Origin of the sequence: Paraniabella hibiscisoli (assembly GCF_022512515.1) — a bacterium.
In the GTDB taxonomy this organism is placed as follows: domain Bacteria; phylum Bacteroidota; class Bacteroidia; order Chitinophagales; family Chitinophagaceae; genus Niabella; species Niabella hibiscisoli.
On sequence record NZ_JAKWBK010000001.1, the window covers coordinates 1346974 to 1362967 of the forward strand.

At 41.9% G+C, this 15994-nt stretch carries 26 protein-coding genes; 24 read left to right on the forward strand and 2 right to left on the reverse strand.

From position 1 onward, the window contains the following. Window positions 1-57 precede the first annotated feature (57 nt). From MKP07_RS08775 to MKP07_RS08790, 5 genes are all read left to right on the forward strand, one after another. Entirely contained in the window at window positions 58-375 is a 318-nt protein-coding gene (locus MKP07_RS08775; protein ID WP_240846825.1) for a hypothetical protein, read from the forward strand. Next, on the forward strand, window positions 345-662 hold the full coding sequence (locus tag MKP07_RS08780) for a hypothetical protein (protein ID WP_240846827.1): 318 nt from the start codon (window positions 345-347) through the stop codon (window positions 660-662). Before MKP07_RS08775 ends, MKP07_RS08780 begins: the two co-directional genes overlap by 31 nt. A 2043-nt stretch (window positions 663-2705) precedes the next feature. Further along, a complete protein-coding gene (locus MKP07_RS42295; protein WP_394803546.1) occupies window positions 2706-3206 on the forward strand; it encodes a MerR family transcriptional regulator in 501 nt (166 codons plus the stop codon). Further along, a complete protein-coding gene (locus MKP07_RS42300; RefSeq protein WP_394803547.1) occupies window positions 3197-3370 on the forward strand; it encodes a MerR family transcriptional regulator in 174 nt (57 codons plus the stop codon). The genes MKP07_RS42295 and MKP07_RS42300 overlap by 10 nt, the downstream gene beginning before the upstream one ends. A gap of 129 nt (window positions 3371-3499) precedes the next feature. Beyond that, a complete protein-coding gene (locus MKP07_RS08790; RefSeq protein WP_240846829.1) occupies window positions 3500-4006 on the forward strand; it encodes a thioredoxin family protein in 507 nt (168 codons plus the stop codon). A gap of 1 nt (window position 4007) precedes the next feature. On the opposite strand, the gene MKP07_RS08795 is transcribed toward MKP07_RS08790, so the two are convergent. Next, window positions 4008-4703, reverse strand: a complete 696-nt coding sequence (locus MKP07_RS08795) for a mechanosensitive ion channel family protein (RefSeq protein ID WP_240846831.1) — start codon at window positions 4701-4703, stop codon at window positions 4008-4010. A 14-nt stretch (window positions 4704-4717) separates the two neighbouring features. Further along, entirely contained in the window at window positions 4718-5101 is a 384-nt protein-coding gene (locus MKP07_RS08800; RefSeq protein WP_240846833.1) for a hypothetical protein, read from the reverse strand. A gap of 103 nt (window positions 5102-5204) precedes the next feature. Between MKP07_RS08800 and MKP07_RS08805 the strand changes: the two genes are divergently transcribed. The 19 genes from MKP07_RS08805 (at window position 5205) to MKP07_RS08900 (ending at window position 15949) form a co-directional block, all read left to right on the forward strand. After that, a complete protein-coding gene (locus MKP07_RS08805) occupies window positions 5205-6011 on the forward strand; it encodes an LpxL/LpxP family acyltransferase (protein ID WP_240846836.1) in 807 nt (268 codons plus the stop codon). A gap of 124 nt (window positions 6012-6135) precedes the next feature. Beyond that, a complete protein-coding gene (locus MKP07_RS08810) occupies window positions 6136-6549 on the forward strand; it encodes a 3-hydroxyacyl-ACP dehydratase (RefSeq protein ID WP_240846838.1) in 414 nt (137 codons plus the stop codon). A 20-nt stretch (window positions 6550-6569) separates the two neighbouring features. Continuing rightward, entirely contained in the window at window positions 6570-7040 is a 471-nt protein-coding gene (locus MKP07_RS08815; RefSeq protein ID WP_240846841.1) for a hypothetical protein, read from the forward strand. Further along, window positions 7025-7198: a hypothetical protein gene (locus MKP07_RS08820; RefSeq protein ID WP_240846843.1), complete on the forward strand. Its 174-nt coding sequence runs from the start codon at window positions 7025-7027 to the stop codon at window positions 7196-7198. The genes MKP07_RS08815 and MKP07_RS08820 overlap by 16 nt, the downstream gene beginning before the upstream one ends. Next, a complete protein-coding gene (locus tag MKP07_RS08825) occupies window positions 7198-7365 on the forward strand; it encodes an acyl-CoA thioesterase (RefSeq protein WP_240846846.1) in 168 nt (55 codons plus the stop codon). The genes MKP07_RS08820 and MKP07_RS08825 overlap by 1 nt, the downstream gene beginning before the upstream one ends. A 5-nt stretch (window positions 7366-7370) precedes the next feature. Continuing rightward, on the forward strand, window positions 7371-7619 hold the full coding sequence (locus MKP07_RS08830; RefSeq protein ID WP_240850714.1) for an acyl-CoA thioesterase: 249 nt from the start codon (window positions 7371-7373) through the stop codon (window positions 7617-7619). Window positions 7620-7636: 17 nt separating this feature from the next. Further along, a complete protein-coding gene (locus tag MKP07_RS08835; RefSeq protein WP_240846848.1) occupies window positions 7637-8770 on the forward strand; it encodes a beta-ketoacyl synthase N-terminal-like domain-containing protein in 1134 nt (377 codons plus the stop codon). Window positions 8771-8830: 60 nt separating this feature from the next. Next, the gene (locus MKP07_RS08840) at window positions 8831-9556 is read left to right on the forward strand and encodes a hypothetical protein (protein WP_240846851.1); all 726 of its coding nucleotides are present in this window, start codon (window positions 8831-8833) and stop codon (window positions 9554-9556) included. A gap of 40 nt (window positions 9557-9596) precedes the next feature. After that, window positions 9597-9908 (forward strand): hypothetical protein, encoded by a 312-nt coding sequence (locus MKP07_RS08845; protein ID WP_240846854.1) that lies wholly within the window; start codon window positions 9597-9599, stop codon window positions 9906-9908. 114 nt (window positions 9909-10022) lie between these two features. Continuing rightward, complete coding sequence (locus tag MKP07_RS08850; protein WP_240846856.1) at window positions 10023-10775, forward strand: NAD(P)/FAD-dependent oxidoreductase; 753 nt, start codon at window positions 10023-10025, stop codon at window positions 10773-10775. Further along, window positions 10763-11293 carry an NAD(P)/FAD-dependent oxidoreductase gene (locus tag MKP07_RS08855; protein WP_240846859.1) on the forward strand — a complete coding sequence of 177 codons (531 nt, stop codon included), beginning with the start codon at window positions 10763-10765 and terminating at the stop codon, window positions 11291-11293. Before MKP07_RS08850 ends, MKP07_RS08855 begins: the two co-directional genes overlap by 13 nt. 164 nt (window positions 11294-11457) lie before the next feature. Then, window positions 11458-11913, forward strand: coding sequence for a hypothetical protein (locus tag MKP07_RS08860; protein WP_240846862.1), 456 nt, complete (start codon window positions 11458-11460; stop codon window positions 11911-11913). Window positions 11914-11936: 23 nt separating this feature from the next. Next, window positions 11937-12209, forward strand: coding sequence for a phosphopantetheine-binding protein (locus MKP07_RS08865; protein WP_317235972.1), 273 nt, complete (start codon window positions 11937-11939; stop codon window positions 12207-12209). Beyond that, window positions 12209-13213: a beta-ketoacyl synthase N-terminal-like domain-containing protein gene (locus MKP07_RS08870; protein WP_240846868.1), complete on the forward strand. Its 1005-nt coding sequence runs from the start codon at window positions 12209-12211 to the stop codon at window positions 13211-13213. Before MKP07_RS08865 ends, MKP07_RS08870 begins: the two co-directional genes overlap by 1 nt. Before the next feature lie 5 nt (window positions 13214-13218). After that, window positions 13219-13401, forward strand: a complete 183-nt coding sequence (locus tag MKP07_RS08875; protein WP_240846871.1) for a hypothetical protein — start codon at window positions 13219-13221, stop codon at window positions 13399-13401. 491 nt (window positions 13402-13892) lie between these two features. Further along, a complete protein-coding gene (locus tag MKP07_RS08885) occupies window positions 13893-14096 on the forward strand; it encodes a type 1 periplasmic-binding domain-containing protein (protein WP_240846874.1) in 204 nt (67 codons plus the stop codon). After that, the gene (locus MKP07_RS08890) at window positions 14078-14314 is read left to right on the forward strand and encodes a type 1 periplasmic-binding domain-containing protein (RefSeq protein ID WP_240846876.1); all 237 of its coding nucleotides are present in this window, start codon (window positions 14078-14080) and stop codon (window positions 14312-14314) included. Before MKP07_RS08885 ends, MKP07_RS08890 begins: the two co-directional genes overlap by 19 nt. A gap of 26 nt (window positions 14315-14340) precedes the next feature. Beyond that, window positions 14341-14691 (forward strand): substrate-binding domain-containing protein, encoded by a 351-nt coding sequence (locus MKP07_RS08895; RefSeq protein ID WP_240850717.1) that lies wholly within the window; start codon window positions 14341-14343, stop codon window positions 14689-14691. Window positions 14692-14782: 91 nt separating this feature from the next. Continuing rightward, window positions 14783-15949 carry a glycoside hydrolase family 172 protein gene (locus MKP07_RS08900; RefSeq protein ID WP_240846878.1) on the forward strand — a complete coding sequence of 389 codons (1167 nt, stop codon included), beginning with the start codon at window positions 14783-14785 and terminating at the stop codon, window positions 15947-15949. Window positions 15950-15994: the final 45 nt, after the last annotated feature.

A 15994-nucleotide genomic window follows, 5' to 3' on the forward strand; every position in this document is an offset into this window, starting at 1 on the left:
TCTCCTGTTACAGGACCGGTAACAGTTAGTGCAAAAGACATTTTAAAGGCCAGCGATATGATATTGGCAAACAAGCCTACAATAACCGCTTCCGGAGAGATGCTGGAGTCTTTTGGAGAAATAATAGTAAATGCCAGTAAGAATGATACTGCACTGCGAATAAATCCTGTAGCAGTACAACGCCCCCCAACAGTAATGGTTCCCGTAGGTACTGCTACCGGAGCTAAACGTGAGGCGCCCATGTGGGAAGGAGATACAACGGTTTCGTATACCAATAACGGTTATAATCATGAAAATCAGCCAACATCGGTTACTGTTCAATATTCCGTATCTAAAGGAATAGATTGGAGCCAGCTCCTGGCTGGGGCGCTGTGAGTGGCGGTACTACTACGTTCCCACTTGACGCTTTGGGACAATGGAGAAACTGCGATGCGCTTTATAATGATCCTAATCCTAAAACCACTGTTCTGGGATACTTTGGAGATAAATTTAACGGGCAAACGGGTTCGGCAGGGCAAACCCCAAGCATGTTGTTCTTTAAAAAAGCCGGAACCAATACCTTGATCAACTACTCAGTAATGATATTAAACCCTGCACCAGGTAAAGAAGGATTCTTAAGCTATCAAAACTCTATGCCGATAGGAACTTCGGGTACTTTTTAGCAATGAGCGCAAAAGACGGGAAGTTTTACGCTGAGATGAAAGACGTAACATTTGGAACACCGGCAGCAGGAAAAGACTTTATCTCATACAGTTTTTCCCTCTCCGAAGTTTCTGAAACACAACTTCTTAATTTAATTAACCAGGTCAATACCAAATAGAATCTAATCTTAAATTCAATGTGAAGGGTTGCTTAATGGCAGCCCTTTGCGTGTAATAAAGGGGCTGAAATTAAAAAGGTCCTTCCGTAGAAACGGACTGACCTCTAACGATTGCTTGCCATATGAAAAATCTTCGAATAATCTATTTTATATCACACTACACTTTTCTTTCTTCTCTGTAATAACCCCTTTGTGTTATTGTTACACAAAATTAATTGCTAAAGCGACAAATATAAAAGCAAGTTATTGTTGGTTGATGCACGCCCAATAGGTTATAGTGTTGTTAAAACCCTTTACAGTACTGCGTTTAAAGCCCAAAGAAAAAAGATACCCAACCATGAAAAATAATTTAGCAAATCAAAAAAAGTAGCTGTAAGGTTTTATCAAGCAGGAAGGAAAATGAAATGGTAGAAATGGCTGAAAATAAAAAGGGTCCTTCCGTAGAAACGGACTGACCTCTAACGATTGCTTGCCATATGAAAATCTTCGAATAATCTATTTTATATCACACTACACTTTTCCTTCTTCTCCGTAATAACCCCTTTGTGTTATTGTTAAGCAAAATTAATTGCTGAAACGACAAATATAAAAGCAACTAAAAGGTGTTTTACGCTTACTCAACGATCTGTTTTTTTGCTAAACCCGCTATACCAAAGGATTTCGGAGGTTTTTGTGCCATATGCCCAAGTTCTAAAAAACATTATCGATGCTAAGAAGAGCGTATACAAAAAGTCTTTAAAGATCAGATTGGAGATTGGCCAGGTGTTTCAAGTCAAAAATGTCCGAGACTAAAGCAGTGCCAGCCCGGGCTGAAATTAAAAAGGTCCTTCCGTAGAAACGGACTGACCTCTAACGATTGCTTGCCATATGAAAAAACTTAAAATCTAACTTCTTTGAAGCTTTTCGCTTCTGAATACAAAGATATATTACAAATGAGATGCCGAATAATAAGTTAATGTTAATATTTTCACCTCAAACACCGCTAAAAAACTACGAAATGCTGTCTGGCATTGCATTACAGGCTATTTGCTTTATTACATCCAAACACCTGCAAATCATCACTGTAATTGATCTGAAACAAGTATTTTTCTACTTTTTATTAACATCTTTTAAAAAAAGTTTAAAAAAAGTTAATCGGTATATAAAATAATTATACCTTAGCGAACCTTTATATCGAGAAAACGAACTGGATGTAAAGACAAACTCCTACTAAGCGTAGCAGGTGTTTTTAAAAAGACCTCTAATTGATTGCCTCTAACGATTGCCGGCCATGTGCTGATTTAAAATGTTGATCCGGGTTTTTTTCCCGGATTTTTTATTGCCTTTATCAACAAGAACCTTTAATTAAAAAGGTCCTTCCGTAGAAACGGACTGACCTCTAACGATTGCTTGCCATATGAAAAATCTTCGAATAATCTTTTTGAAGTCCTTCTGCACACAGTCTCTCCGCACTTTTCAATAACCCGTTTGTGTTATTGTTACACAAAGCTAAGCAATACAAGTACCGTTATAAAACCAAGTTGCAACATCTTTTTTCTTTTTCAAGCATCTATATTTTTCTGTAACCCGCTACCATAGTAAGTTTCACGCCTTGCAGCCTATCATACCCAAGCAGTAAAAACCTGTGAAAAAGGTAGTATTTTCCGCGTTTTTTCGATAATAATTAAAAGGTCATTTAAAATATTGGGTATAAACTGACGTTTTATTAAATGGCGACTTCCTGACGTAAAAGAGATAGGGTTACTTAACATTTTCTTGTAAATTGAAATTATTCTAATATCAGTAGATTTGTAACTATGGCGAAGACTACTCCACAATCTCAGGGTTCTTTTTCTTTTTTGATGAATCGGACAAGGCTGATCCGGCACCTCAGCCTAGAAAGCATGTGCTCCGGCCTCCGGCGCAGATAGAAGCCATTGAGGAAGAAGTAATGCAGCCTGAAAATGTTGACGCAGCACCGGTTTCGGTTGAACCTCAGGTAGATTTAGTAGAAGATGCGAGTGTGTTGGAAGAGGATAATGCTATCGAAATAGAGTCCGAGATCCATTTTGAGGAGGAAGAGGCTGCTGCGATTGATTTTTCGCGGGAGGCTTTGGAGGAGGAGATAATAGAAGAGCGCACTTCTAACGACCCAATCCATGAAGCAGCACAGGAGAGAAGAAGCTCCAGGGGACGGAAATCAGTAAAGGAGCATAGCATTGCGGCCGAAATGATAGAAATGCCGGGAGATGATGTGCTTTACGCCAAGCAGTATTATAGTATGGGAGAAGTTACTTCGATGTTTAAAGAAAACCACTCATTAATCCGTTACTGGGAAAGTGAGTTTGATATACTTAGACCCAAAAAAATGGTAAGGGTGACCGTTTTTTCAGACCCGTGGATGTAAAAAACCTTTACCTGATATATGATCTGCTGCGCAGGCGTAAATTTACTATAGAGGGCGCCCGTGACTACCTGAAAAATAATAAAAAAGCGGATGAAAAATTTGCAGCCGTACAGTCACTTGAAAAAATAAAAGCGTTTTTCCTGGAGCTGAAGGCTTCCCTCTAACAATTGATGGGCTTAGGCAATAGTGAGTTACTATTAATAGCGAACCAACTAAACCATTCTTTTTTAATACTGTTACATAATGTTGCGGAAGGTATTAGGCTGTTCCGGGATTTTTCTTAAAGTAATCTGATGAAGAAATTAATAATATTATTCTCTTTTCTTATGGTATTGAACCAGTCTGAAGCCCAAACCAATGAGACCTTAAAGGACCGCACCGGTAAAAAGTTGCTTAAAGGGTTTGTGACCGACAGTATTTTGAAAGCAGATCCGGCGGAGTTTAAGTGGTTTGAAGAAAATGAAAATGTATATAATCCGGCGGAGCCGGTGCTCAATAGTTTTAAAGCCCAAAAAGACAGCGTGAGTTTTATGGTTTTCTTCGGAACATGGTGTCCGGATTCTCATTACGTGGTTCCCCGGTTTTATAAAATTCTGGAAAAGGCGGGTATCGATAAAAGCCGGATAACGCTTTTTGCACTGGATAGGACCAAAAAGGATGCGGCGCACTTTGCTGCTAATTTTAATATTCAGCACGTGCCAACTATCATTGTTTTGAAAGGAGGCAAGGAAATCGGCCGGGTAGTAGAATACGGCATTAGCGGCAAGTTCGATGAGGAACTTGCAAAGGTGTTAAACTAAGCTATACAGCGGGTTTTGTAATAGTAATGCTGGTTGATTTACCGGCTGTGTCCACTCCAATATTTTCCATCAACTGTAGTACCGCCAGGTTTACCTCCTGCTTTACCTGGTTATATTTTGCAATATTTTTAGGTTCCATATAATAGTCTCCCGTAATGATGAGGGCGCTTGATGTTATTTCAGTTAAAAACAGGTTGAAGTTCTGAATTTCCGGGCGGGAGAGAAGTTTTTTAACGCCACTCAGCAATTCCTCTACTTTAGAGGGAGCAGTATCTACACCTATCTCTAGTCTTAAATCGGCGCGACGTTGCGTTCGGTTGCTCAGGTTATCCAGCACACTATCTACCATTTGCTTATTGGGAACGGTAATATAGGTTTTAGCGTCGGTGCGAATGCGCGTGCTCCGCAATCCTATTTTTTCAACAACACCACTAAAGCTGTTTACCTTAACGGCATCTCCCATTTGAAATGGCTTGTCGAAGAAAATAATAAATGAGGCGATCAAATTTTCCAGGCTTTCCTTGAGTGCCAAAGCAATAGCGGCGCCCACAATACTTAACCCTGTTACCAACCCTTTCACATCATAGTTGAAAGTATATTTTAAAACCAGCAACCCACCAATAAGACCAATTACTACTTTGATGAAATCTTTGAAGAAAAAAACCAGCTGGTGATTGCCTTGGTCGCCGTTTTGCATGTAACGGTTTTTGATCAGCAAAACCACAAAGTCCATCCAGACTTGATCAAAAAACGGAAGAACGTAATGATCATCAGCGTGGTGCCGATCATGCGGAGTAGCTCCTTAATCCCGATCTTATAAACCTTAAAATCCAGCACTGATGGAAAAGTTAGCCGATCGAGGGCGACCAATGTGATCAGCACCGCAATAAATAAGCCTAATGGCTTCGCGATAAGGTTTTTAAATATAGAGGGATCAATATTTTTATAACGGCTTTTAATAAGGTAGGCGAAGAAAGATGCGATATAATGCGCAATAAACCGCTTAAATAAAAACCCCAGAAATATGATAACGGCCACTACCAGGTAGCTTTGTAGCGTATTGTCTAAGTATACCTGTTGTAAAAAATCCTTCATTCAATCAATATAAAAAATTAATTCAAAAGTAAAAAGGTATTTGTCCGGCCAATTTTGAATATCTGTTTACTGGCATACCTTTGCGCTCAAATTAAAGCGAATAATGGCAGAATGGGAAGGAAAATCCAAAGGAAATAAAACCGGCTATGGGATTTTTATCGCGATTTTGAAAAAAATGGGCGTGCTTCCTGCATATATTTTGTTGCTGTTTGTAGCAGCGTATTATTATTTATTCAGCTGGAAGTCTTCTCGTTCTATTTGGTACTACCTGAGAAAGCGACTCGGTTTTTCCATTCCTCAATCCCTGGTGAGCCTTTATAAAAATTATTATTGGTTTGGCCAGGCGCTGATTGACCGGATTGTAATGATGGCAGGCATCTCCAACAGGTTTACTTTTAATTTTGACGGAGAGCAGCATCTCCATGAAATGGTTGCCGCAGGTAAAGGCGGCTTGCTTTTAAGTGCGCATATCGGCAATTGGGAAATTGCGGGTCATTTGCTGAAAAGGCTGAACACCCGGATCAATATTGTGATGTATGACGGGGAGCACGAGCAGCTAAAACAATACCTGGAAAATACAACCGGCCAGCGTAACGCCAATATTATCGTTATCAGGGATAATCTTTCCCATATCTATGAAATAATGGAGGCGCTTAATAATAATGAGCTGGTATGTATGCACTCTGACCGGTTTCTACCGGGGAACAAAACGCTTAAAACTGATTTTTTAGGTAAACAGGCTCACTTTCCACAAGGTCCTTTTGCGTTGGCAACCAAATTAAATGTGCCCGTTACTTTTGTTTTTGCATTGAAAGAGTCTTTTTTCACTATCACTTTTTCGCTACCCCGGGTGTTGTTTATCGAAATGAACCCGACACCTCTTCAGAAAAAGTGCTGGAAGCGTTTGTAAGAGCTATGACGGAGAAGGTTAAATCGTATCCTACACAATGGTACAACTATTACGATTTCTGGAAATAGGTATACCCGTGCATAGTCGGTAAGTTTCCTTACTTTTAACGCCGTTAAAAAACGCTGTGAGTATTTCAAAAAGTATATTACCCTATATCCCGCAGAGAACGCCCTTTGTAATGATCGACACCCTTGAGTCCTGCGATGAAAGCGGAGCATCTACAACATTTGAGGTAAAAGCAGATAACCTTTTTATTGAAAACGAGCAACTAAGGGAAGCGGCTTTGATTGAAAACATCGCACAGACTGCTGCTGCACGCATGGGCTATATATGCCATCAGGAACAAAAGCCTGTGCCTGTAGGGTTTATTGGCGCGGTACAAAATCTTAAAATAAGCAATCTACCTAAAATTGGGGATACACTTACTACTGCAATTACCATAAAGAACCAGATATTTAACGCCACGATTATCGAAGGCGCTATTTCCGTTAAAGGGGAGTACCTGGTTTCCTGCGAAATGAAAATATTTATATCTTAAATACCTAAAAAAACAAAAAAATGAAATCGCAGTTATTATTGTTATTGATGGTTTTAACGTTTGGCATTACATCGAAAGCTCAAACCTTATCGGAAGTACTGAATAACACCGAAACACCTATTTTTTATTATGGAATCGACTTCACCAAAGCGCGGTTAATGGGCGACCCCAACGCCAACCCGAGGGATATTGTAGAGCGCCAGTTTGCGGGTATTAATGCTCTGATTATTAATGAGTATAAAAAATATGATGTTGCGAAGGCATTCAGGAGAACTGAACTGGCAAATGATCTGAGCTTTACAGATAAAAGAAACGAGAAAGCTGACCCGGACCAATTGTTATCAACCAAATCTGAAGATTTTGACAGGCTCAGCGAGAAAGACATACAGACCCTGATCAGCGGCTTTAACGGTGGATCTAAAACAGGAACCGGCCTTGTATTTGTTGTAGAGGGAATGAGTAAAACAAAAAAGCATTGTCGCTTTGGGTAACCTTATTCGATATAAAGTCGAAAAAAGTATTAATGACCAAACGCATGGAAGGTGCTTTAGGATCCGGCTTTAGCTTTAGAAATTACTGGGCTACCGGCTTCAAGAAAGTTATTGATCAGATTGAAAAATCTGAATACAAGAAATGGAAGTCTAATTAATGAGAACACTGAGTCATACTATCGAAGTCTTAATCCGTTTTAACGAAGCCGACCCTTTGGGCATTGTGTGGCATGGGCATTATGTGCGCTATTTTGAAGACGGCAGGGAAGCTTTTGGCGAGCAATACGGGATTGGGTACATGCATTTTTTAAGGAAAACATTGTAGTACCCATTGTTCATGCGGAATGCAATTATAAAAAGTCGCTCAAATTTGGCGACAGCGTAATTGTGGAGTCAACCTATCATCCCTGCGAGGCCGCAAAAATAATTTTTAGCTACAGGTTGTATAAAAAGGCGGATAAAAGCCTGGTCGCTACCGGCACAACAACGCAGGTTTTTTTAGATAAAGACACACAAACCTTATTATTAAACAATCCTCCATTTTTCCTGGAGTGGAAAAAGCAACAACAATTGTTGTAGCGCAGAAATAAGGAGTTATGAAAAGGGTTTTCCTGATTGCAGATAATATTGTGTCTCCGTTTGGACTTTCTTCAGCAGCTAATTTTTCGGAGATAGCAAAAGGAAATTCGAATGTGCAGCTGCATAAGGCCGGTGCAAGAAGTCCAAAAAATTTTTACAGCGCACTTTTTACGGAAGAGTTCTGGCAACAAAATACACTCCCATCATTCACAAGATTTGAATCCCTGCTTTCTTTATCCATAAAGGGCGCTTTAAGCCAGCTGGATATTGACCCGGCAGATGGAAAGACCGGCCTGATCATTTCGTCTACAAAAGGAAATATTAGCTTACTAGAAGAAAACGAGATCACTGATTCGCTAAAAAAAGAGGTCAGCCTGAGTGCATCGGCACAAAAAATAGCCCGCTATTTTGGTTTTAGTGCAAAGCCGGTAATTGTTTCTCACGCCTGTATTTCGGGATTAGTGGCATTGATCACAGCGAAGCGGATGCTTGACGCAGGGCTTTATGAAAACATTGTGGTGGCTGGTGCCGATTTGATCACCCGGTTTGTATTATCAGGCTTCCAGTCTTTCCAGGCGGTAAGTGATGAGCCTTGCCGTCCGTTTGATGCCGCAAGAAAGGGAATCAACCTGGGAGAGGCGGCTGCAACGATGATTCTTTCTGTACATCAGGGCTCTTCTGAATCCATTGAATTAAAAGGTGGTGGCGTCAGTAATGATGCCAATCACATATCTGGACCGTCAAGAACCGGACAGGAGCTTTTTATGGCCATCCAACAGGCAATGAAGGAGGCTCAAACCGAACCAGCACAGGTAGACTTTGTATCATTGCATGGTACAGCAACACTGTACAATGATGATATGGAGAGTAAGGCGATTAACCTGGCCGGGCTTCAATCAGTTCCTGTAAATAGTTTAAAAGGTTATTACGGTCATACTTTAGGTGCCGCCGGCCTGGTCGAAAGCGTGATCAGCGTTCATGCATTAAGAGAAAATATAATTGTTCCTACTAACGGCTTTGAAACGCCCGGTACTGCCGAAAATATAAACGTTTGCAGTACTTTGCAGCACAGCGAGTTGAAGACCTGCCTTAAAACCGCATCTGGCTTTGGCGGGTGTAACGCAGCAGTGGTGTGGGAGAAGAACTATTAGTAATTCAGTCCCTTATCACGAAGAGGGTACTACAAAATAAAAGAAATAACAAACCAATAAATGACGAATTTTTACGCCAAAGACAAAAAATCTGCAATAGATGCCAAGCATCACGCACAGGTAATTGCACATGGTCCGATCGTATTTCAGGTGGCCCGCTTGTTGAGAGATAAAGGGATTCTCAAAGTCGTAGAAGATAACAAAGCGGGTATTACACTTGCCGGTATAGTAGAACGAACAAAAGTACCGGAATACGGCGCAAGGGTATTATTGGAAGCAGGCCTTGGAATGGAAATGGTAACAGTAGATGAAGAAGGAAATTACTTCCTTTCGAAGACCGGCTATTTTATTTTACACGATCCGCTTACTAACGTAAATATGAATTTTGTGCAGGACATTTGCTACAAAGGTCTGTTTCACCTGGAAGAGGCGATTGATACAGGCAAACCTGCAGGGTTAAAAGAACTTGGTGGCTGGAACACGGTTTACGAAGGGCTGTCTCAATTACAGCCGCAACAGCAAAAAAGCTGGTTCGAATACGATCACTTCTTTTCTGATATTGCATTTCCTTTGGTGCTTAAACATATTTACAAGCCAGAGAATCACATCAAAAAATTACTCGAAATTGGCGGAAATACGGGTAAATGGGCGTTAGCGTCCACGAAATTTGACCGGGATGTACGCATCACTATTGTTGATCTGCCCGGTCAGGCTGCAATGGCCAAAAAAATATTGAGGACCTGGGTTTGGCCGGTCGCGTTGACTTTTATCCGGCAAACGTTTTAGATGAATCGGTAACGTTTCCCCCGGCTATGATGCGGTTTGGATGAGCCAGTTCCTGGATTGTTTTTCTGAGGATGAGATTGTTTCTATCATGAAGCGCTGCGGACAGGCATTAAACGAGGAGGGCGCTATTTATATCCTCGAAGCCTTCTGGGATAACCAGCGTTTTGAAACAGCAGCTTTTTGTATCCAGCAGTTGTCTATCTACTTCACAGCGATAGCTAATGGTAACAGCCAAATGTATGATAGTCGTGTGTTTAAAAAAGCCATCGACCGGGCTGGTTTTGACATTGTGGAGGAAACAAGTGGTATTGGCTTAAGCCATACTTTATTAAAATGTAAAAAGCGTAAGTGATTAATTATTAGCTGAAATACCGGCGTTCAAAATTAATTTTAAACGCCGCTTAAAATTCAACTGCTCCGAACGTTAAAAATATCGAACTTTAAATCTTAATATCAAACGCATTTTATGCAACCCGAAAAAGTAGACGTCCTTGTCATTGGTGCCGGTCCGGCAGGTACCGTAGCCGCTTCCATTGTAAATCAGGCTGGTTATAAAGTTAAGATCGTGGAAAAACAGGAGTTTCCACGATTCGTGATAGGGGAAAGCCTGTTGCCGCGATGTATGGAAGCACTGGAAGAGGCAAAGTTCCTGGATGCTGTGAAAGCAAGAGGCTACCAGCAGAAAAACGGAGCCAAGTTTGAAAAGCAGGGCAAGATCTGTAACTACTTTTTCAATGACCAGTTTACCGATGGCTGGGGCTGGACCTGGCAGGTGCCTCGTGCAGACTTTGACCATACGCTGGCTAAAACAGTAGAGAGCCAGGGAGTGCCCGTGGAATACCAGACGGGTGTTACAGCCATCAATTTTCATCCCGATGGCACTTCTACCACAACTGTAGAAGACAAGGATGGCAACAAAAGAGAAATATTCGCAAGGTTTATTATCGACGGAAGCGGCTATGGTCGCGTAATACCCAAATTATTTGGAATGGAGCGCCCGTCTAACCTGCCTCCGCGTAAGGCCGTGTTTACACACCTGGTTGATACCAAACGTTCGATGGACGATGAGCCAGACCGTATTACTATTATCGTGCATGATAAAGCGGTATGGATATGGGTAATCCCTTTTTCTACAGGTATTACTTCTGTGGGATATGTGGCAGATCCGGGATTTTTTGAACAATTCACCGTACACAGGAAGAGATCATGCGGTCGCTGATTGCTTCGCAACCCTATATCGCCGAGCGGATGAAAGATGCTGAATTGGTGTTTGAGCCAAGGGTATTGCAATCATGGTCATCTACTACCGATAAGTTTTATGGAGATGGGTTTGTATTAACGGGTAATGTAACCGAGTTCCTTGACCCCGTATTTTCATCAGGTGTTACATTGGCTACCGTATCCAGCCAGATGGCCGGGAAGCTGGTGGTTAAAAAATTGAAAGGCGAAGCCGTGGACTGGAACAAAGAATACATGGATATTATGATGCAGGGCGTTAATACCTTCCGCAGCTACGTAATGGCCTGGTATGAGGGTACCCTGGATACGATTTTCTTTGCCGATGATCAGGATCCCGAAATAAAACGCAAGATATGTTCTGTATTAGCCGGTTATGTTTGGGACCTGGAAAATGATTATGTAAAGAACCATGATACCGCCTTAAAAAAGCTGGCAAAAACCATTCATTTAAGAGACAGCATTACTTACATTAATAACGGATTTAAAGATCCCGCGTAGCATTGAGTTTGAAGCAAAAGGATATATATATATCAGGCAGCGTTTGTATTCGCAACAGAACAGTTCGATCGGGAGATAAGATAGTCTTTAAATCTGACGAATCCGCAGATTTGTTCTCATCCCTTTACGAAAAACTGGATATCGATTACCCAAAGTTTTTCAAAATGGATGCGTTATGCAAGCTGGGTACTGCAGCAGCACATGTTTTATTAAAGGACTTTGATAAGAGTGCTTACCAACCACAAGAGCTGGGTATTGTTTTATCCAACAAAAGTGGCAGCATTGAGGCGGATATTAATTATTTCGAGTCATCCAAAACCTTTCCCAGCCCTTCGCTGTTTGTGTACACCTTGCCCAATATTGTTATCGGTGAAATAAGCATCCGGTACGGATTTAAAGGGGAGAATGCCTTTTTCATCAGCGAGCAGTTTGATCCCGAATGGATCGTCTTTTATGTAGGGAACCTGGTGCAACACCAGGGAATTAAAGCCTGTATCTGTGGCTGGGTAGATGTGGAGAACGATGAATACGATGCCCGCTTCTTTTTAATAGAGCAGGGAAAAGATAATGGGCTTAACTTTACGGCCGATAATATGAGAGCAGTTTTCTCTCAGGAATAAAACATATTAAAGAGGAATTTTTGATGGATAAGAAAGAGCTGATATACCAGTTAAAGCAACAGATTATAAAGCAACTCAACCTGAGCGGCAAAACACCTGAAGATATAGGAGATGATGATCCGCTTTTTGTAGAAGGATTGGGCCTGGATTCGATCGATGCTTTGGAGTTGATCGTATTGTTGCAGCAGGAGTATAATATCAAGCTAAAAAATGCTGAAGAAGGGCAAACGATCTTCCGTTCTATAACCACTATGGCCGATTACATACTGGAGCAACAAGCCGGCGCAGCGAATTAATGACCGCTCCTGTTTACATATCAGGCGTAGGTGTTATATCCGCTATCGGAAGCAATGTTGCGGAGAACCTGGAGGCGCTTACTTCCGGCAAAGCCGGGATGCGGGCAATGCAACGTTTACAGTCTATTCATAAAGACAGTTTACCGGTAGCAGAAGTAAAGCTGAGCAATGATGAACTGGCTGCTCTTACCGGGTTGCCAGCCCACACCAGCCGCACAGCTCTTTTAAGCACGGCCGCAGCCAGGGAGGCATTGGCTGGTTCGGGTATTGATATTGCTAACTGGCGTACCGGTTTTATTTCAGCCAATTCGGTGGGCGGTATGGATAAAACCGAAGATTTCTTTGACGATTTTCTAAGGGATAACAACAGTGGTCATTTACGCGAAGTGGTCAACCACGAATGTGGTGCTGTAACAGAAATTACCGCCGATGCCCTGGGTATCAAAGATTTTGTAACCACCATTAGCACGGCCTGTTCATCATCGGCCAACAGCATTTTCCTGGGCGCCAGGCTGATACGGCAAAACAAGCTGGATGTAGTGATCGCAGGAGGCACAGATGCCCTGACCCGGTTTACCTTAAACGGATTTAATACGCTGATGATACTCGACAGTGAATATTGTCAGCCATTTGATGATAACCGCAGGGGGCTCAACCTGGGAGAGGGCGCAGGATATGTAGTATTGGTTTCCGACACAGTAGCAAAAACTCTCGACCAACAACCCAGGGTAGCTATTACAGGATGGGCTAATGCAAATGACGCGCATCATCAAACCGCATCTTCACCTGACGGAAAGGGCAATTTGCTGGCCATGAGTGGCGCGCTTAAAAAAGCGGGTTTAAGTCCAGGCGATATTGATTACATCAACCTGCACGGCACCGGTACCAATAATAATGATATAGCCGAAGGAACAGCAATCAGGACCTTATTTGAGGGCGCATATCCCGATATGAGCTCTACGAAATCTTTACCGGTCATACGCTGGGCGCCAGCGGCGGGATAGAGGCAGTGTATGCAACCATCGCCATTGAAAAGGGTATCGTGTTTCCCAACCTGCGCTTTGAAACCCCTATGAAAGAACTTCCATTTACTCCTGCTGTTGAATTGCAAAGCAAAGAGATAAGGCATGTTATGTCTAACTCCTTTGGCTTTGGAGGCAACTGCTCTTCGCTGGTGTTCAGTAAGGTTTAAAATACAGAAACCCGGCTACCCCCTCTATATTAAATAATCTGCCCGGAGCTTTCGGGATTTGCGTAATATTTGGATTTTTTGGCAGAGAACATGAAATGTCGTTCATTTGCTTAAACGAATAAGCATTAAGTGTTGTTGAACGACTTTTGAAGCACCTGCGCCGTGTACTAAAGGCTCACAAGAGTACGGCCTGTTCTTTAATGGGGGTTTTTTCCGCTAATCGTTACAACATTCGTAAATTGTGAAGTTCTAATTAATGATTGATACTGGTTCCCGATGATAAAAAAAGAGTTTCAATAAAGGATATTGCAGAAAAGGTGGGCGTCTCAACCGCACTGGTTTCTTACGTGTTAATGGCAAGGAGCGGGAAGCCCGGGTAGGAGAAGAGATTGCTGGTAAAGTGAGAAAAGTGGCCGCTGAAATGAATTATCAACCCAACCTGATAGCAAGAGGATTAAAGTTTGGACGAACCAATACCATAGGATTGATCGTTGCTGATATTTCAATCCTTTTTTGCAACACTGGCACGAAGCATAGAACTGGAAGCGCAGAAGAATGGCTATACCGTTCTTTTTGGAAGCAGTGATGAACAATTAGACAAATCTCAAAACCTGATCAATACCTTTTTAAACCGCCAGGTAGACGGCCTGATCATTACACCGGTTGCGGCTCCCAGTTGCAGATCGAAGAGCTAAAAGCAAAGGGTGTAAAATTTGTTTTAATGGATCGTGGGTTTAAAGATGTAGAAACGAATGTGGTGGTTACCGATAATCATGAGGCGATGTATAGTGCTGTAAAATTGCTTACAGAAAAAGGGTACCGGAAAATTGGTATGATTGCTTACGACACACCGCTAACCCATATGCAGGATCGTATACAGGGTTATAAGGATGCGCTAAAAAAGCAGGAATAAAGTTTAGATCGGAATGGTTGAAAAAAGTGCCCTACCTCGATTATAAAGAACATGTTGCAGATGCTATTGCCCAAATGCTGAAAGACGGCGATGAGGTAGATGCGCTTGTGTTTGCTACCAATAGCATTTCGGTACAGGCATTAAAAGTCATTCATTCCAGGGGTATTAAAGTTCCCGATGACCTGAGAATTATCAGCTTCGATGAGAGTGATACCTTCGAGTTCTTTTACTCAACCATTACCTACATTAAGCAAAACCTCAATGAGATCAGCGAAAAGGCGGTTCAGTTGCTCATTAAAAACATCAATACTTCAGCACCTAAAACCGCCAAAGTAATAGTCCCTTCATCCATCGTTTTAGGACAAAGCAGCAAATAAAATGTAACAAAAATTGGTGAATCCATATTAATCATGTACGTTTGCTTAAACGTATAAGCAAGCCAAAAAATCCATTTCAAAAACAAGCCACATGAAGAAGATTTTATTTTTATTAGCGATTGTAATGACTGCAGGCACTATTAGTGCGCAACAAGGAAAATTTAATGGTCTGGATATGAGCCTGGGAAATTTGTCCCGCCTGTCCGACGCTCAAACCCGTTCTATTAGTCCTGAAAATTTTACAGGAGAAAAGGGTAAGGGTGCAATGGCCGACCCGGTTAAAGATAAAGGCAAACGTAATATAGCCAATGCCGCCAGCGAAGCAAGAGACCTGGGTAAGGGGTGGAAAGTAAATCCTTTTATTATTATTGAGCCGGGTGAAACTTTTACCATGGCTGATATTGCAGGTCCCGGTGCTGTTCAGCATATCTGGATGACGCCTACCGGTAATTTTAACCTCTCTATTTTCAGGGTGTATTATGATGGAGAATCCGAAGCCTCTATAGAAAGTCCGGTTGGTCCATTTTTTGGAATCGGCTGGAATGAGTTTTCGCCGCTTAATTCTCTGGCAATAACGGTAAACCCGGGCAGCGCTTTTAATAGCTATTGGAAAATGCCATTCCGTAAAAATATTAAGATTACTATGCAAAATACCGACAGCCAGCCCATGCGTCTTTACTACCAGGTAGATTATGCGCTTACAGAAGTGGGGAGTGATGAGGCTTATCTGCATGCACAATACAGAAGAAGTAAACCTAACTTAGGCTCCTTACATACCATTGTGGATGGAATAAAAGGTAAAGGTCATTATGTGGGCACTTACATGGGCTTAGGTGTAACCAATAACGGCTGGTGGGGTGAAGGCGAGATCAAATTCTTTATGGACGGAGATAAAGAAAATGCCACCATAGTGGGCACAGGCACGGAAGACTATTTCTGCGGATCGTATAATTTTGAGAACAAACGCACACATCAATACCAGGAGTTCTCTACCGCTTATGCCGGTTTACACCAGGTATTAAAGCCTGACGGATTATATGGTTCACAAATGCGCTTTGGCATGTATCGCTGGCATATTATGGACCCCATCCGCTTTGATAAAGATTTAAAAGTAACGATACAGGATCTGGGTTGGAAGTCTGGCGGCCGGTACCTGCCACAGCATTCTGACATTATTACGGTAGCTTACTGGTACCAGAGCGAACCTCACCAGAAGTTCCCTAAATTGCCGGATGCAGGTGTGCTGGAAGTTAACTAAGAAGCAATTGCCTGCTCAGGGTTTGCTATCTTATAGTCTATGAAT

What these genes read in the sequence shown, in the direction of transcription:
- MKP07_RS08805 (WP_240846836.1), top strand. Translation starts at nt 5,205, where the DNA reads ATGGCAGAATGGGAAGGAAAATCCAAAGGAAATAAAACCGGCTATGGG.
- MKP07_RS08860 (WP_240846862.1), top strand. Translation starts at nt 11,458, where the DNA reads ATGGATGCGTTATGCAAGCTGGGTACTGCAGCAGCACATGTTTTATTA.
- MKP07_RS08795 (WP_240846831.1), bottom strand. Translation starts at nt 4,703, where the DNA reads ATGCAAAACGGCGACCAAGGCAATCACCAGCTGGTTTTTTTCTTCAAA.
- MKP07_RS08840 (WP_240846851.1), top strand. Translation starts at nt 8,831, where the DNA reads ATGACGAATTTTTACGCCAAAGACAAAAAATCTGCAATAGATGCCAAG.
- MKP07_RS08855 (WP_240846859.1), top strand. Translation starts at nt 10,763, where the DNA reads ATGCGGTCGCTGATTGCTTCGCAACCCTATATCGCCGAGCGGATGAAA.
- MKP07_RS08850 (WP_240846856.1), top strand. Translation starts at nt 10,023, where the DNA reads ATGCAACCCGAAAAAGTAGACGTCCTTGTCATTGGTGCCGGTCCGGCA.
- MKP07_RS08870 (WP_240846868.1), top strand. Translation starts at nt 12,209, where the DNA reads ATGACCGCTCCTGTTTACATATCAGGCGTAGGTGTTATATCCGCTATC.
- MKP07_RS08825 (WP_240846846.1), top strand. Translation starts at nt 7,198, where the DNA reads ATGAGAACACTGAGTCATACTATCGAAGTCTTAATCCGTTTTAACGAA.
- MKP07_RS08790 (WP_240846829.1), top strand. Translation starts at nt 3,500, where the DNA reads ATGAAGAAATTAATAATATTATTCTCTTTTCTTATGGTATTGAACCAG.
- MKP07_RS08900 (WP_240846878.1), top strand. Translation starts at nt 14,783, where the DNA reads ATGAAGAAGATTTTATTTTTATTAGCGATTGTAATGACTGCAGGCACT.
- MKP07_RS08865 (WP_317235972.1), top strand. Translation starts at nt 11,937, where the DNA reads ATGGATAAGAAAGAGCTGATATACCAGTTAAAGCAACAGATTATAAAG.
- MKP07_RS08800 (WP_240846833.1), bottom strand. Translation starts at nt 5,101, where the DNA reads ATGAAGGATTTTTTACAACAGGTATACTTAGACAATACGCTACAAAGC.
- MKP07_RS08775 (WP_240846825.1), top strand. Translation starts at nt 58, where the DNA reads ATGATATTGGCAAACAAGCCTACAATAACCGCTTCCGGAGAGATGCTG.
- MKP07_RS08835 (WP_240846848.1), top strand. Translation starts at nt 7,637, where the DNA reads ATGAAAAGGGTTTTCCTGATTGCAGATAATATTGTGTCTCCGTTTGGA.
- MKP07_RS08845 (WP_240846854.1), top strand. Translation starts at nt 9,597, where the DNA reads ATGAGCCAGTTCCTGGATTGTTTTTCTGAGGATGAGATTGTTTCTATC.
- MKP07_RS08815 (WP_240846841.1), top strand. Translation starts at nt 6,570, where the DNA reads ATGAAATCGCAGTTATTATTGTTATTGATGGTTTTAACGTTTGGCATT.